Source organism: Hirschia sp., from assembly GCF_058892565.1.
In genome coordinates, this window is record NZ_JBZXVU010000024.1 from 35052 (window position 1) to 58386 (window position 23335).

Genomic DNA, 23335 nt, shown 5'->3' on the forward strand with positions numbered 1-23335 from the left:
TTCTAGATTGGGAGAGCCCTTTTTTTTGAGGGAAGTAGCATGTCTTTTCTAATCAAATGTTGCGCAGGAGCGGCGCTCGCTTTTTGTAGCCTAGTGGTCGCTAATTGTTCGGATACTAAGTCCGAGATTGCAGCGAAAACATCTAGTGATGCTGAAGATTCTAATGTTGAAACAGCAGCTATATTTGAGCGGTTTGAATATGAGGGACGAGACCCTGAATATTTAATAGGTAAGAGTGAGAATGAGTATTGGAACCCGATCCTACCGGGGAGTTATCCAGATCCGACGATTATGCGGGTTGAAGATGACTATTATCTAGCTCTTTCCAGTTTTGGATATTTTCCTGGGTTGCCAGTTTTCCATAGTAAGGATCTTGTGAATTGGTCGCTTGTCTCAAATGCAATTGATCGTCCCGGTATGCTGGATATAGATAGCGTGTCGTTTTCGCGTCGAGGCGTCTGGGGTCCAACAATAGAATATCACAATGGTCGATATTCTATTGCATCTGCATGTAGTGATTGTGGCGGTAATTTTATTGTTACAGCTGATCGTCCTGAGGGGCCGTGGTCTGATCCAATCTGGCTAACGGATGTTGGGGGCTTCGATCCAATGCTATATTTCGAGGGAGATAAAGGTTGGTTGCTATATCACGCCGATCCCCCGGGTGGACCTCAATATAAGGCACATGGTGCGATCTGGATTCAAGAAATTGATCCTGTCTCTTTTGACCGATTGAGTGAGCCTCATATGATCGTTGATCGAGGGTCTAATGTAGAAGAAGAGCCCATTTATGTGGAGGGGCCGCATATTTATAAAGTGGATGATTATTACTTCTTATCGGTTGCCGAAGGAGGAACAGGTTTACAACATAGGCAGGTAGTTTTTCGTTCAAAAGACTTGCTTGGCCCTTATGAACCTTATGAAAATAATCCTATTTTGTCTCAGGCCGGCCTTCCATTTGATCAGCCAAATCGTATCACGACGACAGGGCATGCTGATCTTGTTGAGACGCAAAATGGTGATTGGTGGGCTGTATTTTTGGGAACGCGAAACTATACGGAAAAAGACTATTCAGCAGGTCGCGAAACCTATCTCATGCCAGTTTCGTGGGAAACTGGTTGGCCAGTTATTATGAGCAATGATCAGCGCATGCCGCATAAGATGCCCAAGCCAGATCTACCGGAATTTGTGGCGGACGGGGCGCTATTGCGAGGAAATTTTGAAATTAAGGATGAGTTTGACACTGAATTAGGTGATGATTGGGTGTTTATTCGCGCACCGGAAACAACATGGTGGGAAACGGGTGAGGGTGAGCTTATCATACACCCAAACGGAGAGCGCCTTGATAATGGTCGTCAACCTTCTATCGTTTCAAGACGTATTCAGCACAATTATTTCACTGCAAAAACCGAAGTTTCTTTGAGTGCCTCAAATTCCGAAACAGAAGCGGGGCTGGTGATTTACAAGAGCAATCTCGCCTATTTCACTTTGGGACTAGTGAACAACGAATTGGGACAGGCTGTACTTCGTTTGCGTGAACGTGCTGGCAAGGATGATGTCGTCGGTGGTCGGGTTTTGGTTGAAAAAGTGTTGGGCAAGACGGGCGACGATAATGTTGAACTCAGCATTGAAATGGATGGGCCGATCATTTCTTTCTTTTATACATATGGCGATGGTGTTCCTCAGCCATTGTTGGTCAATGGTGACGCTTCGATTGTAAGTCCAATTCGAAGCTGGGATTTCATTGGCGCGATGATTGGTTTGTACGCAGCAGCGGAATGAAATTCTGCTCCCAATGATGGGCATTGATAATTCCACGTCCCACCTATGATCGTGAAAGTTTGTAGGTGGGCAGGCCGGTGTCTCTCTCTCACTGAGAGACGGTGGCAGAGTTTGAGTCCCACAATTTTGAAGGGTCTAATTGTCCTGAAAATAGAAGCTTAGATGTTATATTGTCGCGATTATATCCTGCGACTTCAAGCAGAGACTCGAAATTGGCTGGCAAGCTTTCGGTTTCATTCAGTGGCGAATTCAAAATAGAGGTACTAAATTCATTTGATATCACGGTTTTAACCGTTTGAATGACAGCTGTATCTGTCATGCCTGTACAGATATATATTTTGTTTTTTGCTGGTGACGACATACGGGCAAATAGACCGTAATCTGTGTGGCGCTGGCTTCTGTTTCCCTGAAGCAGGAATTCATTTTTTGTTTGTGTATTTGTCAGCCGCGTAAAATCGTGACTTGCTGAAAAATTGGATATGTCAAAGTAAAAATCGGATAATAATCCGAGTGTCTTTATGTGACCGATAAAAATGATGTGATTTTCACGAATGTCGGCTGTGGTCAGCTCGGATGCCATCTTTACGGTTGTTCTTTCGCGCGGAAAATCAGGCATTGAGGAGACAAGAAAAGTTCCGATTGAGGCACCGTTGCTGGTGCGCGCATTGGAAGATGGAGTATATTTTCCAGTTTCTATCAGGCCACTTTCTTCTGCATCATAAAATTCTTCTAGGGAATTTATGGCCGTATCCCTAATGTATAGACTTCTATTATTATCTTGCTCTTCTTCAAAAAAGAAGAAGTCTCCTTGCGCAATAATAATTGGACGGTCATTGTCATAAATTGGTGCCCAAATACTGTTGGCGGCAGTATTGACTGGCTGGGAGGTTGAGGAGAATTTTTCCTTGATGAAAACGCCAATAAAAAATATTGCAGCACTCGCAGCGAAAAACATTGCTAGCTGTTTAAAAGCTATTTGGCGCGGCAATGTTTGCCCTCTCAATGAGGGTGTTTCTTCGGTCCTATTTGATGGCGCGAATTCAAGCTTATAGCTTCCAACAGGGATAGATAATTCCAAATCTTGGGTATTTCCGGACTTGCGAGAATAATAGTCTTCAAGCTTTTTTCGTAAATTATGAACATACACGCGGACGTAGGATTCCGTGGAAGGATCAAAAGTTCCACGTTTATCGAAAACATCAATAGCGATATCAATTTCTTTCGTCGGTACATCTGTGATGGTCCGCTCTGCAAGATATCGCAATAGTCGAATGTATCTTTTGCTGCGACCTAAGGCTCCGCTATTAAGGACGTTGGAAATCTCTTCTTCGATTTCTTGCTTCTTGAGCATGCTAATCCTCCTATTTACTTGTTTTTATTATGTTAATTATGTTTGTAAACAAGTTTTCTAACCAATAATAACTTCACCCAGTTCAATTTGTCGAGCATTGTTGGACGTTCTTGGAGTTTGGCAAAAGAATCAAACCGAGAAACCCAAAAAATATAATCAGACCCATGCTTTCTATATGCGTGGAGTCTGAAGAAAAAGGGGAGTTTAAGGTTTGATGTTATCAGATCAGATACAATTTCAACATCTGCGGCTGGTTGAAACGGCGGCTCAGTTAAACAGTCTTCGGCGCACTGCGAATGAACGAAATGTGACGCAGCCAGCAGTCACGCGCGCAATTCGTAATTTTGAAAGTCTAGTAGGTGTGCGTCTTTTTGAGCGGACAATAAAGGGAAGCTTTGTTACTCCTGAAGGCAGAGTTGTGGCTGAACGGATACGGCGTTTTAGAAAGTTTTTACTACAAGGTTTAGAAGCTGGACTAAGGGCGGATGCATCTTGTCGTGCTGAAACACTCTCAAACCGCGTCACGCGCTCTCAAGTAAAAGCGCTGATATCTGTGAGAAAATTTGGGAATGTGGAAGCTGCGGCGCGTAGTCTCAATATTACGCCGCGAGCACTTCTCAAGTCTATACATTTATTAGGCCGGAATTCTGATACGGAATACCTTATTAAAGGCAGAAACGGTCCTATTTTAACGGAAGAGGGTGAGGAGTTTGCAAAATATCTTCAACTTGCAGTCGCGGAAATTGACTCAATTGAACAAGACCTCTCTACCAATAATGTATCTTCCAGCGGAACAATTCATATTGGTGTTATGCCCAGTTGTAGCTGTAGGATTTTAGCTCAAGCACTAAACCACTTCACGCAAAAATATCCAAAGATAACGGTCAAGATCAAGACAGCGAATAGTGCCGAATTATTGAATAGTCTAAGTAATGGTGACCTAGATTTAGTGTACGGCCAGACGTCAGATCAGGCATGCGATCACTTGGAACACCTACCTCTTTGGAGGCCGACTTTGCATGTTGTTGTTCGACAACGCCATCCGTTGACTTTCGCTGGTAAATTAGAATTGAGCGACTTGATTGGCTATAGTTGGGTGATCAGTGATCCAGAAGGATTGCATCAAGGATTCTTGAAAAAAATAACAGGTGGTTTGAAGCTTCCTTCCATACCTGTTGAAACAAACGCACCTAATTTGATTGGTGAGATTCTTTCAGGCAGCGACATGCTGAGTTTCATGACTGATCAGGAATTAAGTTCTCAGGCACGCCATCTGGTGCCGCTGGATTTGAAATTTGTTGAAAATGGCCCGCCCGTCGGCATTTTTAAGCGTCGGAGTTGGAAGCCGAATAAAGTTCAGAATAGTTTTATGTTAATAGTTTCAAGTATACTTGGAGGCAAGAGCATTAAAATTTTTGCATGAATAAGTATTGTAAAATACTTAAAATAAATCTGGTCTATAAATTGATAGATATATATTTTTATAATCTCATTTTGTGAGCTCTTTTTGTATATAGGTTGTATTTATTATTATAGTGCCAGCCTTTTTTTATATGTAATTATAGTTTTAGGGGAGACTCATTCTGATCTGAATATGGTCGGGTTCCAATAATCGGATTTTCAAAAATCCTGAGACAATAAGAAAATAGGGAGGACAAAAAATGAAAAATAGACATAGTTCTGAAGGCAATGGTCATCTTTTAAAGTATCGTTTGAAGTCAACGTGTGCGGCATTTTGTTTGTTGATGACGTCGGGTGGATTCGCAGTTGCTCAAGAAAGTGCTGAGGTCGAGGCTGACGAAGAAAAACGAGCAATATTGGATACTGTTGTTGTATCTGCGCGTCGTCGTGAAGAGAGCTTGAATGAGGTCCCATCTTCTGTTGTTGCTCTTGGGGAAGCGCAACTTGAAAATTTGGGCGTAATTGATGTAACTGATATCGGGACGTCTGTTCCTAGTTTGACCATTCAAAACAATGTTGGTGGATATCGCAGTACACTAGCTATCTTCATTCGTGGTATCGGGAATACCAATGGTGGCGGAGGCGGTGCGCTTCAGGCTGCCGGTTCTGCAATGTATATTGATGGATTTTATATTCCCAACCGTATTGGGAGTATGTTGAGCACTCTGGATGTAGACCGTATCGAGGTTTTACGTGGTCCTCAGGGGACCTTGTTTGGGAAAAACTCAACAGGTGGTCTTGTCAATATCGTGACGAAACAACCGGAAGATGATTTTTCAGCTGATATGACCGTGCGGGCAGGTTCGTACGGGGATCGCTCATTTAAAGGGTCGGTGAATCTGCCGATTACGGACTGGGCTGCGGCTCGCGTTGCTGTGGCGAAAGAAACATATGATGGGCATTATTATAACACTTATTTTGGTCAGGACTGGGGTGCTCGTGATTTAGAAGCTGTTTCAGCTCAATTGCGTTTAAAGCCAACTAAAAACGTCACTTTTGATGTTGGTTTCCGAGGTAATTATCAGGATGACCAACAAGATGGTGGTGGATGTCGTGTCTATCCAGATCAGGGCATGCTTGATACGGCCAACACGATTGCTACTGATCTCGGACGTGAAAACCCGTATACAGGACCAGCCTATAGTAATGGTGTTGTGCAATGGGGTGGCGGTTTAACAGGAAACGGGCATTTAGAAGACTTATACCCCGGTGCGACGCTTGATTTCTGGGATGCCTGTATCAGTGATAGTGAGCAGGGCGATTATCATTTCTCATCTGAGAAAGCGACATTCCTGAAGCTTGATAATGAGTTTAAAACGGCATCTTTAGCATGGGAGTCTGAAGGATCAGTTGGGATCTTAGATGAATTAAGTGCCAAGCTTAATTATGGGAATTTCTTTTCATCACAACACTATCTTGGAGAGAGAGACTACACGCCTGTCATGAGCCACGCGGCTGGAACGACACCTTATGGAGATGGGCGTGCCAGAGAAACAGAAAGTTTTGAGTTTCTTTTAAGCGGTTCGTTGATGGATCGTGTGGATTTTGTGTTGGGTGCAAACACATATGACGATGTTTTCTATGAAGGTGGTGGAGATTGTCTGAGAGCTGTTCAAAACGGTGATACAGCAGCAATCGTGGCTGGAGATGCATTTGTTGATTGTAAGACAGATGGTAATTTTCAAGGACTTAATCTTATTGGAAAACCATCCGGCGGTGGACCAGGTATTGCTGGTCGTTCGGGTTTGATCTCTTCTGAAGCTGTGTCTTTCTTCGCTGATGTTACTGTAAACCTAACAGATTTGTGGGCATTGGAATTAGGTATTCGTCAAACTGATGAAGATCGTTTCTTTGATCAGGTCGAATTTGAGTTTGATCGTCAGGCTTGTAGTTATGCAAGTCTTCCGTGGGGATCGCCGACCGATGGCCCGGAAAGTCAAATGTGTGAACTAGATTATGGTGTCGGTGGAACTACAAACGGCGTGGAATTTTATAACAGTCGTGAGACTTCCTATTCCGCGACCACACCTCGCGTCTCTTTAAAACGTAAAATCGGTGAGGATTCTATTGTTTATGCTCTTTACTCTGAAGGGTTCTTGTCGGGTGGTTTCAACGACGAGCTGCAGGATCCTATATTGGATCCGCTAGTTACTTATGGTCCTGAGAAGGTCAAAAACTATGAAATCGGTGTAAAGGGCAACTTTTTTGATGGAAGGTTGAACTTAGCTGTCGATTATTTTCTTATGGATTATCAAGACAAACAAGAATCGATCGAGATTGATAACTCTTCAGGACAGTTTGGAAATGAAGAAACTATCGGATTGACGACTAATGCGGCAGCTGTGGAGATCAGCGGTGTTGAATTTGAAATGCGTGCCATGCCTTGGGATGGCGGTGTTGTTGCACTCGATTTTGGTTATTTGAAAAACGAGTACACAAATTATCAGACATTTGACCCAGCAACGGAAACATATGTCGACCTAACAAACACTGCGATTAATGACTACACACCGGACCTGACGATAAATGCCATGCTGCAGCAAGATTTCACACTGAAGTCTGGGGTTCTGACTGGTATGATTGGTGTTAATTGGCGAGATGAATATGACTATCAATCAACGACGATTGATGCGCCTGCTTCTAGGTGTATTCAAGATGCATATTCAACGGTAAGAGCGCGTGCAACTTATCGTCCGGATAATGCAAATTGGCAATTGGCAGCATATGCAAAAAACCTGACGGATGAGCGTTACCTAAATAATTGTGGTTTCCAGGAACGTCAGGGTGTCTATTCCTATCAATATGGTGCTCCAAGAACGCTTGGGTTGGAATTGAAATATTTCTGGGATTAGGACGTTTCCGCTTCTGCCCCGAAATTAACTGGGTTCCCGCTTTGGCGGGAACCATCCTCTTTCCTTAAAATTCTGGAAATTCGATGCGTGTCGATAATCAACAAAATGGCTCAAGTGAAACTGCTTGTAATCCGCAAGGGAACGCGGTTGAGGCGGGGCATATAGTGGCTCATATTGAGAATTCAGCTAGTCATAATCAGGCAATTTCTCCGCGCGGGGTGTCCCTCATATGTGCTGTTTTTATTCTGATATATCTATGTGTTTTAATGCTTTTAAAGATCAATACACCTGAGGTTATTGATTCAGATAAAGTATCGGCTAAGGAATTTTTTGCAGGTAAAACGATTACCGCGATTTCTCCAGCGGGCCCTTCCTCAACATTTACAGTGCTAGCGCGGCTCATGGAGCCTTATATTGAGAAATATACCGGAGCATTTGTAACGGTCCAAGCTGTGCAGGCTGGTGGTGGATATCAGGCCCGCAATCTAATGTTTAAATCAAAGCCCGACGGCTTAACAATTGTTCTAGTTGGGCATGGGCCGAAGATGATTACTGGGTCGATGTTTAAGCGTGCTGGTGTGCGATATGACTGGAGTAAGTTTGTTCCGTTAGGGAAGCTCACAGAAACAAGCTTTGTACTTTATGCTGATGCTAACTCCAAATGGGAAAGGCCAGATGATTTAGTTTCTGAACGTTTCTTCTTTGGTGAAAGTACACCCTTTTTTGGGCCGCAATTTGCGGCGGCTTTAGGGTGGGAGAATATGGTTGTCATTCCGGGTTATACAAGTTCCGCAGGCCGAGCGACAGCTGTTTCCCGTGATGAAATTCAGATGACTGCAGGCAGTGTTGAGCTGTATGCGTCACAGCCCGATGCAGTAAAACCGATAGTGACGGCATTGCCGCTTAGCCAGTATCCAGAGGTTCCGACATTGGCGGAGGCTAGTGTCGGGGGGAGGGCTAAGTGGGCTGATTACATTGATGACTGGATGAGCGTTATGTATCTGGTCTATGCGCCGCCAGGAATAGCTGAAGATCGTGCTGATTTTCTGGAAGACGCGCTACGAAGGACTTGGGCTGACCCTGATTTCCGACATGAATTAGAGCGTTTGCAATTAAAACCAACACAAGAATTTATATCCCGAAAAGTGATTCAGAAACGTTTCGATCGCCTGTCGTCGCTCACGCCGTCTGAAATAGAAGAACTTAGAGAAATTATTGCCCAAAAATATAAAGTTCGAGGGTAGATAAATGACAGATATTAAACATAAAAATGGGAAGAGTTAGCATGATTGAATCGTTGCTTTTAGGGCTTCAAATGCTGGTTCAGCCTATGACGTTGCTGGCATTACTTGCAGGTGTTTTAATTGGTGGGGTGGTTGGATTTATTCCGGGCATGAGCGGTGTTGTTGGTGTGGCATTGTTGCTTCCTTTCACCTTTCATCTTGGACCTGAGCTTGCTCTGCCTCTAATTATTGGATTGCTGGCTGTAACCACCACAGCGGATACGGTGCCTTGTGTACTGATAAATACGCCCGGCACAGCAGGTAGCCAAGCGTCTATTGTTGATGGTTACCCAATGGCGCAAAAGGGGCAGGCGGGTAAGGCTTTAGGGGCTGCTTTCTTTTCTTCTGCTGTTGGCGGTGTGATTGGCGCTTTTCTATTGTCGGCATCAATTCCTTTTTTTCGCCCACTCGTTCTGAGTTTTGGGACTGCTGAGTTCTTAGCAATGACCATATTAGGGCTCACAATGGTGGCAGTGCTCACAGGGCGACATTTTTTGCAGGGTGTAACTTGCGCTGGGCTAGGTTTGCTAACGGGTATGGTGGGGCTGGACCCTGTCAATTCTCTTAACAGATGGACGTTCGGAACCGACTATCTTTTGGATGGAACTAGTCTTGTTGCTGTTGCGCTTGGGTTGTTCGCAATTCCTGAGTTGACGGAGCTACTCTCTAAGGGCGCGACGATTGCGAATAACCAAAATGCAAAAGTTGAAGGTAAGGCGGCAGGTGTAAAAGAAGCGCTAAAGAATAAGAGGCTTATAGGCCTGTCGTCTTTAGTCGGAGCTTGGGTCGGGTTTTTGCCAGGAATGGGAACTGTGGTTGCAAACTGGATGGCATATTCTCTCGCTGTTGCGCTTGCTAAAGATAAAAGCCAATTTGGTAAGGGGGATATTCGCGGCCTAATCGCGCCTGAGGCTGCCAATAATGCAGCGTTAGGTGGGGCATTATTGCCAACATTAGCTTTTGGTATCCCTGGCTCTGCAGTGACCGCTTTGATTTTGGCAGGGCTTTGGATACAGGGTGTAACGCCAGGGCAAGCTATGCTGACCAGCAAGTTGCATTTGATATTTCTTATAATTTGGTGTCTCGCGCTTGCCAATATTGTGGGTGCCGTTCTCGCTTACACATTTACCAATCAAATCGCTAAATTAACTCGCGTGAAGATAGAGGTGTTTGCTCCGATTGTAATGGTCATCATTTTTGCGGGTGTCATCATCGAGAATAATCATATTGGTGATGTCTTGGTTGTTCTTCTCTTTGGTGTTGTGGGCTGTGTCATGAAGCGTTTGCGATGGCCGAGGCCTGCTTTTATTCTTGGCTACATACTTTTGCCGGTATTCGAACAGAACTTTTTTCAAAGCACGATGATTTATGGTGCGAGCTGGCTGACTCGTCCAATCGTTATGGCAATTCTTGGTTTGGTCATTATCGGTCTGGTCTTTGGCTATCGTCTGAGCCGTCAAACTGGGCAAGCGATGTCTCAGAGTGAGGTTAAGGTATGACAAAGGTAAATCGAAGTTGGACGATTGGTTTTGAAAGTTTATTGCTCGTTTTGGTTGGAGTGGGGCTTTTGTATGCGCGCAATTGGCCAGCAGAAACAGCCTTACTTCCTCTTTGTATTGGGGCGTTCGTATTTGTACTTTTGCTAGTCATGATTTTTCGTGATTTGAAGATTGCATATGCAGATAAATCGTCTCCGTTTTCCAAAGGATACGAATCCCTACGTGAAGCCATATCCGATAATGGACTTCTTCCAACAAAAGAGATGGCATATTTGGTCGGCTTTGTTTTGGGCATTGGGCTACTTGGATTTTATCCGTCTGTATTTTTGTATTTGTTGGTGAGCTTCAGGTTGAAGGCGCGCATGTCACTCATGTTGAGTTTCGGTGTTGCGATATTGATTGCTGCGATTTTGTTCTTGTTCTTCTGCGTTCTTGTTGATTCACCGCCTTATCTTGGGGCGTTATATGAGTGGCTTGTGTAACGAGCGGGGGGATTAATTCATTGATAAGTAGTATTTTTTTTTGAAAGGTGAGTGATTTATGGTGCAGGAAAAGAAAAGAACAAAGGGAATTTTTGATGGAGTTGCAGCGCGTGAAGGATATGCGCTGAATAAACTGATGTTTTCTCTAAATTCTGAACAAAACCGAAAAGAGTTTTTGAAAAACCGAGAAGCTTATTGCGATCAGTACGCGCTGACAAATGAGCAAAGGGAGGCGGTATTGTCGGGAGACCGAGTGCGGCTCGTTGATGTCGGTGCCAATATGTATTTTGGGATCAAACTCGTTCGAACCTATCGTCGCGCGAATATGCTGTAGGGCCGGTTTTAAGTAAAAATAAGGATAAAATAAATGGCTAATATTATTGGTGCAATTGCCACTTCGCATGTGCCGTCTATTGGTGATGCGATTAAAGGTAATCTACAGGGTACGCCTAAATGGAAGGGCTTTTTTGATGCTTTTCCGCCGGTTCATGATTGGCTTGAGAAAAAGAAGCCAGACCTTATTGTTATGCTTTACAGCGATCATGGGCTCAATTTCTTTTTAGACAACAGGCCGACTTTCGCTGTTGGAGCAGCACCTAGTTATGGTCCTGGAGATGAAGGTTTTGGACCACCAGCGCCGAGAGAATTTCAAGGGGATGATGTATTTTCGTGGCATTTGATTGAATCTTTGGTGAAGGACGAGTTTGATATCGCAACTTGCCAAGAGATGAAGTTAGATCATGCCTGTTTGCTGGCGGGGGATTTGTTGTGGCCAGAGCAAGAATGGCCAGCTAAAGTGCAGCCAATTGACATCAATATCATGCAGCACCCAGTACCCAGTTTCAAAAGGTGTTTTAAGCTGGGTCAGGCGATTGGGCGGGCGATTGAATCTTACCCCGATGATTTAAATGTAGCGATTGTCGCAAGTGGTGGTTTGTCTCATCAGATTAATCTTGCTGGTTTTATCAATGAAGATTTTGACCGTATGTGCCTCGATAAGATAGTGAATGCACCCGAAGATCTTCTTGATTATTCTATAGAAAATTGGGTTGATCTAGCTGGAAGCCAAGGGCTGGAATTTACCTCATGGATCTCAATGCGGGGTGCTATGCCCAAAGAAGTTCGTGTTGTAACGCAGACTTATTTTCAGCCATTATCAAATACTGGTGGTGCTGTGTTGTTGTTAGAGCCAGATGCTTAGTTAGTAAGTCTGGTAAAGGCGTTCTGTTCAATCTTTAAAAGTAAAAAGAGCGGTATAGCAATATGACCGCTCTTTTTATTGATTTTATTCGGTTTTTTGTAGTAATGCGTTCAATGTCGAAATAAAACCAGACTGTGCACATCCCGATTGGGCGCGAGTGTCTGTGGCAGGATAGGTGTTGAGTGCATAGGCGGCATCGTTTACAACAAATCGGAATGGACCAAAATTAGTGCCGACCAATTGAGGGTGAGCGAGTGTTGAGCCGGCTTTGAATATGTTCCATAGGGCCGGTGTAACATTGCTGTCAGATGTCAGATAGGCTAGATCCCCCAACCTTAAAACGCCCAAACTTAGTTTGACGTCTGGAAAGGGCTCATCGACGTGTATGCATGCCGGTAAGTCTGTTTCGTCGTCCATGTCACAATGGGATTTCAGATTGCGCGGTGTTGTCTTCTTGCCTGAACAAGTGAAACTGTCGACAGCGGAAGAAATCTCAAAAGGTTTCTCTGACATCGTCATGTAATCTATCTGAGCGAGAGATTCTTCGCCGAGAATAACTCCCATCGCATTCATAATCGTTCTTGCAGTTTTCGCTGTTCGGGAAGGTTTGTCTTTTGACCAAACGCGGTAAGCGGGACTTGCTGGAGCGCCGACAGTAAAGAGGGCAACATAATCTTCACCAAGGGCTGCTTCAACATAGTTGGATGTCGCCCCGGGAACATCTCCACTTACAATGTTTTTGGCTGGCTCAAAGACAACTGGTTGTATTCCAAGGTTTAGCACGGCTGCAATAGGTTTGTCGGATAGGCTTTCAAAATGCAGAATACCAAAGGTTTGATCAACTTCTTCAAGTCCCGTTCTATCTGTGCCGTCTACATAGCGGCTTTCGTTCGGCAACCACTCGTTTCTGCTAACTATTAGCGATGATTGGGCTGTGCTAAAGCCATATTTTGCAGCTTGCTTTTGGGAGATGGCATCTTTAACAACTTCTAGTGTTCCGTCTTTCACGGCTTTTGTGAATGCTGCAGATGTTGGGATTGGGGAAGGTCCGGGGTTAGCGACGCGTAGCGAATTGTGGGTATGGGTAACAGATAGAATTATATTGGCTTCGGGAATGGCATAATTTTTTGATATTGTTTCTAATAGCGCTGAGAAAATATCAGGTGCAATAGCTGGAACGTCAATTGCGATAATGAGGGCGGGAATATCTCGGCTTTCAATGTACAACGCACGTATGTATAAGGGGTCGTTAACTTCGTTTAATGGGGTTGGTAAGTTATCTATTTCAGGGGTAACATCAATCTTAGCTGCACCCGCAAAAAGTGCTGTTTCCATTGGCTCTGCCGTAACCGGACTGGCATAAATAAGCGATACGCATGTAAAGCTAGCGATGGTGTATAACAGACCTTTGTTCATTTTATCCTCCCAAATTATATTCTAAATTACCGTAATTAAGCGGTATGTGAACTATAAACCTAGCTAGGGTTCTGTTGTGTTGCTCTATAGAATTTGGGGGTAGGTTGATACTGATGTAGCATCAAATAGTTATCGTGTGGGTGGGAGGTGTCGTTCGAGGTTGAAGAGATTGTGGTGATGTCAGACAAAAGCCAACTGGCCTCTAGTGCGTGGAATTCGGAGTTGTTTTAGCCAACAAAAAGTTGCCGCCATTCGCTCAATGTGACGTTGCGATTTCGTTTGAAATTTGGTCTTGAGTAGAGGTGTCTCTCTAGTTTGAAATGGTTGTGAATTTTCGCATTTGGACTGCATGCTTTTTCCGGATTTGAGAAGCGAATACTGGACCAAACCTATTCCACCAGAATCGAACTGTTTCATGAGTAATATCAATCCCTCGTTCATGAAGAAGGTCTTCTACATTTCGAAGCGAGAGTGGAAAACGAATATACATCATCACTGCAAGTTTGATGATTTCTGGTGAGGTTTTGAAGTATCGATAGATGGAGGTTTTCATGTTTCCAGCTTAGCGAAAGCTGTCTAAGTTGGAAATGAGTGGTTTAATCTGACAATGCCAAGCTACGGTAAAGTCGGTAGTAATTTGAGGGAGAACGGCTCTATCTGAAACAGCCGGACTGAATGGCGGTGATGTCAGACAAAAGCTAACTGGTCTCTATGAGTAGGTAGGGCACTCATGCCACCCATTGAACCCATCTTGAGGATCAGATTGGTTCAATGGGGTGTCAATAGACAGGTCTTCTCCTAAATTTCTGGTAGTTTTGCGAGATACTTGTCCAGTGTAATGGGGTAATCGCGGATGCGCACACCTGTTGCATTATAAACGCCATTAGCTACAGCCGCGCTCACGCCACATAGTCCAAGTTCACCGACTCCCTTCGCCTGAAGCGGGCCAGATATTGGGTCGACACCTTCGATGAAAATGACTTCCTGCTCGCCAATATCTGCATGGACCGGCACTTCATAGCTAGCCAGATCATGGTTGGCAAAAAAGCCATGGCGGGTGTCGGGAACAAGTTCTTCCATGATTGCTGCACCTACACCCATGGTCATACCGCCCAATACCTGGTTCTTGGCAGACAATGGATTGAGGATGCGACCGGCATCACAAACTGCGAGCATACGTTTGACGCGGATTTCACCTGTTGCGGCGTGCACGGCCACTTCGACAAAATGGGCGGCAAATGTCGACACGACATACTTACGTCTGAATTCGCCGATTTCGATCTTATCTTCGACGACGAGCTCGTCACCCGCTGCAAGGCGTCCAAGCGGCATGAATGTGTTAGCAAAATAGACATAGCCGTTTTCGAATGTAAGATCTTCCACCTTTTCATCAAGGCGCTGTGCAATCTCTTTTTGAAGCGCAACGCAGGCCGCATAGACGCCAGCTGTTGCACTCGCGGCACCCCATTGTCCACCAGATCCGGCTGAAGTCGGGTTTGCAGAATCTCCAAGATCAACCTCGATTTTTTCTAGAGGTAATCCCAGGACTTCTGCAGCGGTTTGTGCGAGGATTGTGTATGTTCCAGTCCCAATGTCTGTCATATCGGTTTCTATTTTGATGTGCCCATTGCTGAGAAGTCTGATCCGCGCACCAGACTCTGTGATAGGGCCACCCCGATAGGCACCTGCCATGCCGTGTCCGATATACCAGTCACCGTCACGCATTTTACCTGGTGAAGTGTTACGATTTTTCCAGCCAAATTTTTCAGATCCAGTTTCGAGACACTCAACGAATTTTCGTACAGAGAATGTTTTGTTAGGGTCAGATGGATCCGTCTGGGTGTCATTTTTGATGCGAAATTCCACGGGGTCCATGCCTAATTTTTCAGCCATTTCGTCCATCGCTATTTCTAGCGCCATGAGGCCAGATGTTTCACCAGGCGCACGCATCGCATTACCTTCGGGTAGATAGACATCGGCCAGCTCGCGAGTAATCAATCGGTTTGCGCCGGCATAAAATTGTACGCTTTGTGCCGTGCAGTTTTCAGGGCGTCCACCGGGAATATTGCCAGATTTTCCATTATGATAGAGCGCCGTAATAATACCCTCAGGTGTTGCACCGATTTTGATGTTTTGGATGGTCGCGGCCCTGTGCGTTGAGTTGTTCACGATGTAGGGACGCGGAATCATGACTTTGACAGCCTTGCCCAATTTTTTCGCTGCAAGTGCAGCAAGAACGCCATCAGCGCGCAGGAAAAGCTTTGCGCCAAAGCCCCCACCAATAAACGGACTGTCCACACGTACATTTTCAGGAGGCATCTCAAGTGCTTGTGCCAGCGCATCCACATTCCATTGGATCATCTGGTTTGATGTCCACAACGTAACCTTATCGCCTTTCCATTTGGCAATACTTGCAAACGGCTCCATCATCGCGTGGCTGTGGCCTGGCGTGGAGTACATTTCATCCAGTTGAACAGCGGCGGATGCAAACGCTGCATCAAAATCGCCCACGCGTGAGCGTTCTTCTGTTTTAGAGAGGGGAAGGTTCAAAATAGCAGATTTCAGGGAAAATTCGGCCGGCTCAGTTTCATACTCTACCTTCACCAGATGCGCGGCTGCACGGGCTTGCTCGAAATTTCGGGCGACAATAATTGCCACTGCCTGATGGTAGTGTTCAACTTTGTTGCCACCAAAGAGATGCGCAACATGCCAGTTTGACTTTGGTAAAGCAGACATTTCGAGAGTTGAGATGTGTCCCATATAGCCAGGCGCTTTTTCGGCTTGGCTAAAGTCCGTCGCTGTGATGGTTCCGCGCGCGATGGAAGAAAAGACAATGTAGCCTACTAATTGTTCGCCAGATACCTCATGGCGTTCATAAGCATAGGGTGCGTGACCTGTTGTTTTTAACGGGCCATCAATGCGGGGTGTGGATTTACCCACGACATCCAAGTGGGACACAAAATCTTTAGAAACGGGTTGGTCAAACTTCATTGTACGGCCTCCATCGAGGTTTTCAAGAGGCCCGCCAATGTGCGTTCAGCCAATGTAATCTTGAATTCATTTTCATGGGTTGGTTGCGCGTTCTCAAAGAGTTGCGCCATCACAACTTTAGCACCTTGCGGTAACAACGCATCCGCCGACACTGACCGCCAAGGCTTAGCAGCGACACCACCTAAGGCAACGCGGCCTGTACCGTCCGACCGAATAACTAATGCAACTGACACCAGCGCAAATGCATAAGAAGCCCGGTCGCGAACCTTGTGATAAAAATGTTGTCCGCCAATCGGCGGAGGCAGAATGACGGCCGTGATCAATTCCTCACCATCCAGAACTGTCTCTTTGTGAGGCGTTTCACCGGGTAGAAGATGGAAATCTGCAATTGGGATCAAGCGGGTTTCGCCTTGCGCATTTATTGTCTCGATCTGGGCGTCCAGCACACGCATACCCACTGCCATATCGCTGGGGTTTGTGGCGACACAGGACGGGCTCGATCCAACGACCGCCAAAGATCGCGTGAAGCCACCAATAGCCGCACATCCGCTGTCTTTCTCGCGCTTGTTGCAAGCCATGTTTGTGTCATAAAAATAGGGGCAGCGCGTTCTTTGCAAAAGGTTTCCAGCTGTTGTCGCTTTGTTACGCAGCTGACCTGAAGCACCTGCGAGTAGAGCACGGGACAATACAGCATAGTCGCGTCTAATTCTTGGATGGGTAGCAAGGTCTGTATTGGCAACCATTGCGCCAATTCGTACACCGCCATCAACTGTGTCTTCGATGGCGTAAAGGTCTCACGAGCCTACATCTATAAGATTAGCAGGGGTTTCAATCTCATGTTTCATGAGGTCGAGCAAATTCGTGCCCCCAGCAATGAACTTGGCGTTGGGCAGGGTGGAGGCCAGTTTGGCTGCGTCCGTAAGTGATTGAGCTCGGGTGTATTTGAAGGCTTTCATGCTGATTGCTCCGATACATCCTGTATGGCGGCTAGAATGTTGGCATAGGCACCACAGCGGCAGATGTTTCCGCTCATGCGCTCTTTGATTTCCGCTGCGCTTGGCGTAATGTCTGCGAGTAGGTCATCAGTTACATGGCTCGGGATGCCAGCTTTGATCTCTTCAAGAACAGCTTTAGCTGAGCAGATTTGGCCGGGTGTGCAATACCCACATTGAAAGCCATCATGTTTCACGAAGGCTTTTTGCATTACATCCATGTCTTCTGGGGGTGATGTCAGACAAAATCCAACGAGTCTCTAGTGCATGGAATTCGGAGTTGTTTTAGTCAACAAAAAGTTGCCGCCATTCGTTCAGAACGACGTCACGGTTTCGTTTAAAATTGTATCTTGAGTAGAGATGTCTCTCCAAATTGAAATGGTTGTGAACTGACGATTGAATGGCAATGAACTTTTGCAAACTCTTGGTCTGCCGGAATTTATTCATGATCTTTTCTCGTCGTCGAAACGGCTGGTGAGAATTCTCACATCGGTTGTTCAACCAACGTCCTGTCACTTGTCTATCAGCATTTCCAATGTCCTTCATTGCTGCACGATATGATTTCAATTTATCCGTGACTAACAGGTGAGGCGGGCCATATCGCTTCATGGCTTTACGTAAAAACTTCAATGCTGCTCGTTTGTTACGGCGTTTGGTAACGTAAGCTTCTAGGACTTCACCTTCATGATCCACCGCTCGCCAAAGGTAGTGAAGCTCACCGTTGATCTTGACGAATACTTCATCAAGGTGCCACTGCCATTGAGGGAACTTACGCATTTGAGCCGAACGTTTTGTCCTGATCTTTGATGCGAAGTAGGGACCAAACCTGTTCCACCAAAACCGAACAGTTTCGTGCGTGATATCAATTCCCCGCTCGTGAAGTAGGTCTTCGACATTTCTCAGTGAGAGTGGAAAACGAATATACATCATCACGGCAAGTTTGATGATTTCGGGTGATGTTTTGAAGTATCGGAAGATGGAAGTTTTCATGCTTGCAGCTTAGCGAAAGCTGGCTAAGTTGGAAATAAGACGTTTAATCTGACAATGCCGCTGCAAGAGGTGATATTGCCCAAACAGTAGCGACAGCAACGCGTATGGCAGCGCTAGATAAATCCATATTAACAAACAATCTCGCACTTGCGGTCGATGAAGCCTTTCTGGCGCTAGAGATTGTGTTCGGGCAACCACTGGAAACACATAATGACTAAGCTTTTATCGGCAGCGCTTCTGCTAGTTTCATTCGCGCTTGTGAGCGCCTGTTCAAAATCGAATGAAGCAACGACTGCAGAACCTGTAGCGCGCGTACATGTTCAGGCGGTTACTTTGCAGGATCTTCCAGTTGTTGTCTCCGGCTATGGTGGAATTTCATTCAATCCAGCAGAGGTAAGGACGCTAACTAATCAGGTTGAAGCACAAGTCGTTGGGATTGAAGTACAATCAGGTGAACAAGTATCGAACAATCAAATACTTCTTCGTCTGGCGACAACGTCGGCGTCAAATCTGGAACTGACCCAAGTACACACTGATGCTGGTTCAGCAAAGTCTGAATACGATCGTCAAATGAGATTGCGTGAAGATGGTTTGGCGAGCGATGCAGACGTTGAAAAGGCAAAAAACGCGTTCGCGGACCTAAGCGCACGAGAAGACGCACTACTAAGGAGTGTGAAAGGGCTGAGGTCAATTCAGTCAGATATATCAGGGATAGTTGAGACCATCTCGGTATCAGTTGGTGACATTGTCCAACCGGGTACAGTTCTCATCAGGCTCGCCTCTCAAGAGGCTATTCAGGCGAAGATAAACTTGGAAGTTGAAGATGCGTCACGGATCCAAATTGGTAGCCAGATTAATCTGAAAGGATTGAACGGCATTGAACACACAGCATCCTCTAAAGTGCAATCAATTGATTTGAGAATAGATCCGACTACGCGGATGTCTGCCATTTTTGCGCAAGTTCCAGTAGGTCAGGGCTTCATGCCGGGCGAAGCGGTGAGAGCTGAAATTATTGCGACAATCAATCAGTCTATTCCCACTGTTCCGGTTGAGGCACTTCTTCGTGACGAAAATGGAGATTTTCTCTTTGTTGCGAAGGACGGGATTGCTCATCTACAGCGCGTGAGTTTGGGAATTCAGTACAACAATCAAGTTGAAATCATAACTGGCGTTCAAGCTGGAGATTTGGTTGTTACGCAAGGTGGCGCTGTATTGTCACAAGGGATGAAACTCGCGGTAGAGGGGGGAGATCAATGACCCGCTGGCTTTCCCTTCATTCTCGTTTTTTAATTGTTGCATTCCTTATTTTGACCTGTGCAGGTGGGTTTGCTTTGTCGCAGCTTCCCGTCAGCCTGTTTCCAACAATTCAGTTTCCGCGTTTGTCAGTATCACTAGACGCTGGAGACATGCCGATTGAGCAGATGGAAGCGGAAATTACGCGGCCCGTTGAAGAGGCATTGAGGGCCGTTCCGGGTGTTCATAGCATCAGATCTCAGACCAGCAGAGGATCAGCTGAGATTTCGGTCAACTTTGGCTGGGGTGCTGATATCGTCACATCGGCGCTCCAATCAGAATCTGAACTTGCAAAACTGACGTCCACATTGCCATCCGGAGTGGTTTTTGAAGTTCGCAAGATGGATCCAACTATTTTCCCGGTCATGGGTTTTTCAATTACATCTGAAAAGCTTTCTCAGGTCGCCTTGAAGCGGTTCGCTCAGTACACATTACGGCCTATGCTGGCTTCACTTGATGGTGTGGTTGCGGTCTCTATTCTGGGCGGACGCGATGCTGAATTTGAAGTCAAAATTGACCCTGCAAAACTGAATGCTTTCGGGGTGTCGGTTGACGATGTGTCGGCGGCAATTTCAAATACCAACAGTAGTCAGGCGGCTGGTCGTGTAGAAGATAAATCCCGTCTCTACCTGGTTATTTCTGATAGTCGACTTCAAAATCTCGCAGATATAGAAGAGATAGTCGTCAAGGCAGCAGCAGGCTCTATTACTACTTTGGGAGACGTTGCTGATGTAAATTTGACGACCGCGCCCGACTGGACACGCGTAACGGCGGATGGTTCTGACGCAGTATTGATAAACATCCGGCAAGCACCCGAAGCAAACTCGCTTGCATTGACCAAATCCATCAAAAATGTGATCGCAGACCAGATGCCATCCTTTCCTGCTGATGTATCGGTCACACCGTATTATGATCAGTCGGATTTGATTGTCTCAGCCGCTTCCAGCGTGCGAGACGCTATTTTTATCGGAACTTTGCTCGCAGGACTTATACTTTTTCTGTTTCTTCGGAGCTTGCGGCTCGTACTCATTGTGGCGATCTTATTGCCTGCGGTATTGTTATCGACATCGCTTCTTCTCATGGTTTTGGGGCAAAGCCTCAATATTATGACACTTGGCGGAATGGCTGCAGCTGTGGGACTTATTGTCGATGATATCGTCGTTATGCTCGAGCACATTTCGCGCCGACTGACTGACAAGTCTGCTAGCATCCTCGAAGCCGCCGCGGAGATGAAGAAGCCACTCATCGGCTCTTCTTTCGCTACCATCGTTGTATTTGCACCGCTTGCTTTTCTCTCGGGTGTGACGGGAGGTTTTTTCAAGGCTCTAGCTTTGACAATGGCGGGCTGCCTGTTCTTTTCGATGGTGTACGTGTTATTTGTTGTTCCACTTATCACCCGTAGTCTGTTGGATGAAAATCAAGCGTTAAAGGAACCAAAAGCGGGACTGCTGGTGACGTTGGGCGAGACCTATTCCCGCACAATGCAACGTCTACTCAACCATTCTCGTGTCAGCTCTCTGGTTCTAATAATCATTGCGGCAGGGCTAGGCTTTTTATCTTCTTCGCGGCTCGCATCAGGGTTTATGCCTGCGATGGATGAGGGCGGATTTGTATTAGATTACGTTGCGCCAGCAGGCCTTTCATTGACCGAAACAGATAGGCTAGCAAAGCAGGTTGAGGAGATCATTCAGTCTCTGCCTGAGGTTGCCAGCTATTCGCGTCGAACGGGTACAGGTCTGGGGGGAGGACTAACTGAAGCGAATGAAGGGGATATGTTTATTCGACTTAAGCCCCTTCCCAGACGGCCAATTGAAGAAGTTATGGCAGAAGTTCGGAGTCGGGTGTTTGAAACAGTACCAGGCATGGAAATCGAAACCATACAGCTTATGGGAGATCTCATTGGTGACCTGACGGCTGTTCCACAACCGATTGAAGTGAAGCTGTATGGTAATGATCCAAGGTCTTTGGCTGAGGCATCTGATCAGGCTCTCGAGGCTATTTCTTCGATCAATGGGATAGTTGAGGTCCAAAAATCAGACCGCACTGCAGGGGACTCTTTAATAATCCACTTTGATCCATACCGATCTGCTCTGGAAGGAATTGACTCGGCTACTGCTATAAATCAATTGCAGGTGTTAGTTGGCGGACAGGTTTTAAGCTCAGTACTTCAAGGTGAACAGAGTCTTGGAATTCGTCTGTGGTCACCCGAGACGTTGCGGCAACGAGTCTCATTCATTGAGGATCTGATGCTTAAGTCATCTGATGGGCATTTGTTTCCAGTTGAGCAAATCGCAAATGTAGAAATCGTTTCAGGTCAGCAGCAATCCAGTCGCGAAAATCTTCAACCCATGACAGCTGTTACCGGCCGACTTGAGGGGAGCGACATGGGATCAGCTATGAAATCCGTCAGATCTAAGATGTCCAGCCTCACTCTTCCTGCAGGTGTAAGATACGCGTTTGGTGGACTTTATGTTGAGCAACAAAAGTCGTTTTTTGATCTGTTGTCTGTGTTTGCTGCAGCATTATTGCTATCAGGTCTTCTATTTGTATTTCTGTTTCGAAGTATTGGAAGAGCAATAGCAATTCTGACGGTGGTCGGAATATCGATTTCAGGCGTTCTGACGGGCTTATGGCTGACTGGAACCGAGCTAAATATCGCAGCAATGATGGGACTGACGATGGTAATCGGCATCGTCGCAGAACTTGGCTGTTTCTATTTCTCTGAACTGGATGAATTCGAGCAACATGAAGCTGGAACGCACCACGAGCATCGGCTAAACGCAGGGCTAGCTCGTATGCGTCCAATTATCATGTCGGCTGTAATCGCGATATTGGCGCTTTCGCCAATTGCTTTGAAAATTGGTCAAGGATCAGCATTGCTCGCACCGATGGCTGTTGCCATTATTTCTGGCCTTATTGTTGGTGCTCCGCTGGTTTTAATTGCTACGCCGTTGCTGGATGTCGTTTTCAGTTGCAGACGGGGGAAATCAGAAAACGGGACAAGCATCTCATGCTAAGAGCTTTATCTGTGTGGAAACGAGCACGCCTCTTCATTCAGAATACGGATATGAAGGTACTGATCGCATTAAGTATTTTTATGTTTGGAATGTTAGGATTCTGGGCGATTGCAGAAGACCTTATCGAGCCGGATCCACACAGTCTGGATTATTCCATTCTGTATTTTTTGCGGTCACCGGATGATCTTTCAAATCCTATTGGTCCACTATGGTTTGAATACGCTGTTTCAGATGTCACTGCGCTGGGTGGGCACGCAATTATCAGCATTTTGATGCTTAGTGCGACTTTATATTTAGTCGCGACTCGGCAAATGCAAAGAGCAATTCTTATTTTGGCTGCCGTTGTGTCTGGTGCGCTTATTTCATCTGTATTGAAGCTAGGGTTTGGTCGTCCTAGACCGGATATTGTTGATCATCTTACTCACGCGATGAGTTCCAGTTTTCCCAGCGGACACGCATTTCTCTCAGCAGTTGTATATCTGTCACTTGGAGCATTGATTGCCAGAGCTCATCAGCAAATCACCATTCGGACCATTGTAATGATGGGGGCGGTTCTTTTGGTTCTAATAATAGGCCTCAGCCGTATTTATCTTGGCGTTCACTGGCCGACCGATGTCGTTGCAGGTTGGTTTTTTGGAGCTGCCTGGGCGGCAATCTGGTGGCTCGCTGATTACACTTGGAATGTAGATTCTCTGCACTGAAAATAGCAATCATTCAGCGCTCTC

15 protein-coding genes and 3 pseudogenes are annotated in these 23335 nt (G+C 45.8%); 11 read left to right on the forward strand and 7 right to left on the reverse strand.

Annotation, left to right across the window (positions count from 1 at the left end; genetic code table 11):
• Positions 1-39 precede the first annotated feature (39 nt).
• The gene (locus AC5EF3_RS09855; RefSeq protein WP_493547915.1) at positions 40-1782 is read left to right on the forward strand and encodes a glycoside hydrolase family 43 protein; all 1743 of its coding nucleotides are present in this window, start codon (positions 40-42) and stop codon (positions 1780-1782) included.
• Between the two features lie 88 nt (positions 1783-1870).
• Here the strand turns inward: AC5EF3_RS09855 and AC5EF3_RS09860 are convergent, their stop codons facing one another.
• Positions 1871-3133, reverse strand: coding sequence for a hypothetical protein (locus tag AC5EF3_RS09860; protein WP_493547916.1), 1263 nt, complete (start codon positions 3131-3133; stop codon positions 1871-1873).
• Between the two features lie 214 nt (positions 3134-3347).
• Between AC5EF3_RS09860 and AC5EF3_RS09865 the strand changes: the two genes are divergently transcribed.
• From AC5EF3_RS09865 to AC5EF3_RS09895, 7 genes are all read left to right on the forward strand, one after another.
• Positions 3348-4556 (forward strand): LysR family transcriptional regulator, encoded by a 1209-nt coding sequence (locus tag AC5EF3_RS09865; protein ID WP_493547997.1) that lies wholly within the window; start codon positions 3348-3350, stop codon positions 4554-4556.
• Positions 4557-4794: 238 nt separating this feature from the next.
• The gene (locus AC5EF3_RS09870; protein WP_493547917.1) at positions 4795-7446 is read left to right on the forward strand and encodes a TonB-dependent receptor; all 2652 of its coding nucleotides are present in this window, start codon (positions 4795-4797) and stop codon (positions 7444-7446) included.
• Between the two features lie 83 nt (positions 7447-7529).
• The gene (locus AC5EF3_RS09875) at positions 7530-8690 is read left to right on the forward strand and encodes a type 2 periplasmic-binding domain-containing protein (RefSeq protein WP_493547918.1); all 1161 of its coding nucleotides are present in this window, start codon (positions 7530-7532) and stop codon (positions 8688-8690) included.
• Positions 8691-8731: 41 nt separating this feature from the next.
• Entirely contained in the window at positions 8732-10228 is a 1497-nt protein-coding gene (locus AC5EF3_RS09880; protein ID WP_015828420.1) for a tripartite tricarboxylate transporter permease, read from the forward strand.
• Complete coding sequence (locus AC5EF3_RS09885) at positions 10225-10710, forward strand: hypothetical protein (protein ID WP_493547919.1); 486 nt, start codon at positions 10225-10227, stop codon at positions 10708-10710. Before AC5EF3_RS09880 ends, AC5EF3_RS09885 begins: the two co-directional genes overlap by 4 nt.
• A 58-nt stretch (positions 10711-10768) precedes the next feature.
• A complete protein-coding gene (locus AC5EF3_RS09890; RefSeq protein WP_015828418.1) occupies positions 10769-11044 on the forward strand; it encodes an extradiol ring-cleavage dioxygenase subunit LigA in 276 nt (91 codons plus the stop codon).
• Between the two features lie 33 nt (positions 11045-11077).
• Positions 11078-11911, forward strand: a complete 834-nt coding sequence (locus AC5EF3_RS09895) for a class III extradiol dioxygenase family protein (protein ID WP_015828417.1) — start codon at positions 11078-11080, stop codon at positions 11909-11911.
• 84 nt (positions 11912-11995) lie between these two features.
• Here AC5EF3_RS09895 and AC5EF3_RS09900 read toward each other — a convergent pair whose 3' ends face one another.
• The 6 genes and pseudogenes from AC5EF3_RS09900 to AC5EF3_RS09925 form a co-directional block, all read right to left on the reverse strand.
• Complete coding sequence (locus tag AC5EF3_RS09900; protein ID WP_493547920.1) at positions 11996-13327, reverse strand: hypothetical protein; 1332 nt, start codon at positions 13325-13327, stop codon at positions 11996-11998.
• A gap of 325 nt (positions 13328-13652) precedes the next feature.
• Positions 13653-13880, reverse strand: a pseudogene (locus tag AC5EF3_RS09905) (IS6 family transposase); the annotation flags it as partial.
• 245 nt (positions 13881-14125) lie between these two features.
• Positions 14126-16318, reverse strand: a complete 2193-nt coding sequence (paoC, locus tag AC5EF3_RS09910) for an aldehyde oxidoreductase molybdenum-binding subunit PaoC (RefSeq protein WP_493547921.1) — start codon at positions 16316-16318, stop codon at positions 14126-14128.
• Positions 16315-17274, reverse strand: a pseudogene (locus AC5EF3_RS09915) (FAD binding domain-containing protein). The gene paoC and the pseudogene AC5EF3_RS09915 overlap by 4 nt, the downstream one beginning before the upstream one ends.
• A pseudogene (locus tag AC5EF3_RS09920) lies at positions 17271-17540 on the reverse strand (2Fe-2S iron-sulfur cluster-binding protein); the annotation flags it as partial. The pseudogenes AC5EF3_RS09915 and AC5EF3_RS09920, both read right to left, overlap by 4 nt.
• 55 nt (positions 17541-17595) lie before the next feature.
• Positions 17596-18300 carry an IS6 family transposase gene (locus AC5EF3_RS09925; RefSeq protein ID WP_493547922.1) on the reverse strand — a complete coding sequence of 235 codons (705 nt, stop codon included), beginning with the start codon at positions 18298-18300 and terminating at the stop codon, positions 17596-17598.
• Between the two features lie 210 nt (positions 18301-18510).
• Here AC5EF3_RS09925 and AC5EF3_RS09930 point away from each other — a divergent pair, with 210 nt between their 5' ends.
• Genes AC5EF3_RS09930 through AC5EF3_RS09940 form a run of 3 tightly spaced genes read left to right on the forward strand, consistent with a single transcriptional unit; the run spans position 18511 to position 23311 of the window.
• On the forward strand, positions 18511-19557 hold the full coding sequence (locus AC5EF3_RS09930; protein ID WP_493547923.1) for an efflux RND transporter periplasmic adaptor subunit: 1047 nt from the start codon (positions 18511-18513) through the stop codon (positions 19555-19557).
• A complete protein-coding gene (locus AC5EF3_RS09935) occupies positions 19554-22610 on the forward strand; it encodes an efflux RND transporter permease subunit (protein ID WP_493547924.1) in 3057 nt (1018 codons plus the stop codon). The genes AC5EF3_RS09930 and AC5EF3_RS09935 overlap by 4 nt, the downstream gene beginning before the upstream one ends.
• The gene (locus tag AC5EF3_RS09940; protein ID WP_493547925.1) at positions 22604-23311 is read left to right on the forward strand and encodes a phosphatase PAP2 family protein; all 708 of its coding nucleotides are present in this window, start codon (positions 22604-22606) and stop codon (positions 23309-23311) included. Before AC5EF3_RS09935 ends, AC5EF3_RS09940 begins: the two co-directional genes overlap by 7 nt.
• The last annotated feature ends 24 nt before the right edge of the window (positions 23312-23335 follow it).

Coding starts and splice junctions, on each gene's coding strand:
- AC5EF3_RS09870 (WP_493547917.1), top strand. CDS start 4,795: ATGAAAAATAGACATAGTTCTGAAGGCAATGGTCATCTTTTAAAGTAT.
- paoC (WP_493547921.1), bottom strand. CDS start 16,318: ATGAAGTTTGACCAACCCGTTTCTAAAGATTTTGTGTCCCACTTGGAT.
- AC5EF3_RS09860 (WP_493547916.1), bottom strand. CDS start 3,133: ATGCTCAAGAAGCAAGAAATCGAAGAAGAGATTTCCAACGTCCTTAAT.
- AC5EF3_RS09935 (WP_493547924.1), top strand. CDS start 19,554: ATGACCCGCTGGCTTTCCCTTCATTCTCGTTTTTTAATTGTTGCATTC.
- AC5EF3_RS09925 (WP_493547922.1), bottom strand. CDS start 18,300: ATGAAAACTTCCATCTTCCGATACTTCAAAACATCACCCGAAATCATC.
- AC5EF3_RS09880 (WP_015828420.1), top strand. CDS start 8,732: ATGATTGAATCGTTGCTTTTAGGGCTTCAAATGCTGGTTCAGCCTATG.
- AC5EF3_RS09865 (WP_493547997.1), top strand. CDS start 3,348: ATGTTATCAGATCAGATACAATTTCAACATCTGCGGCTGGTTGAAACG.
- AC5EF3_RS09875 (WP_493547918.1), top strand. CDS start 7,530: ATGCGTGTCGATAATCAACAAAATGGCTCAAGTGAAACTGCTTGTAAT.
- AC5EF3_RS09940 (WP_493547925.1), top strand. CDS start 22,604: ATGCTAAGAGCTTTATCTGTGTGGAAACGAGCACGCCTCTTCATTCAG.
- AC5EF3_RS09855 (WP_493547915.1), top strand. CDS start 40: ATGTCTTTTCTAATCAAATGTTGCGCAGGAGCGGCGCTCGCTTTTTGT.
- AC5EF3_RS09885 (WP_493547919.1), top strand. CDS start 10,225: ATGACAAAGGTAAATCGAAGTTGGACGATTGGTTTTGAAAGTTTATTG.
- AC5EF3_RS09890 (WP_015828418.1), top strand. CDS start 10,769: ATGGTGCAGGAAAAGAAAAGAACAAAGGGAATTTTTGATGGAGTTGCA.
- AC5EF3_RS09895 (WP_015828417.1), top strand. CDS start 11,078: ATGGCTAATATTATTGGTGCAATTGCCACTTCGCATGTGCCGTCTATT.
- AC5EF3_RS09900 (WP_493547920.1), bottom strand. CDS start 13,327: ATGAACAAAGGTCTGTTATACACCATCGCTAGCTTTACATGCGTATCG.
- AC5EF3_RS09930 (WP_493547923.1), top strand. CDS start 18,511: ATGACTAAGCTTTTATCGGCAGCGCTTCTGCTAGTTTCATTCGCGCTT.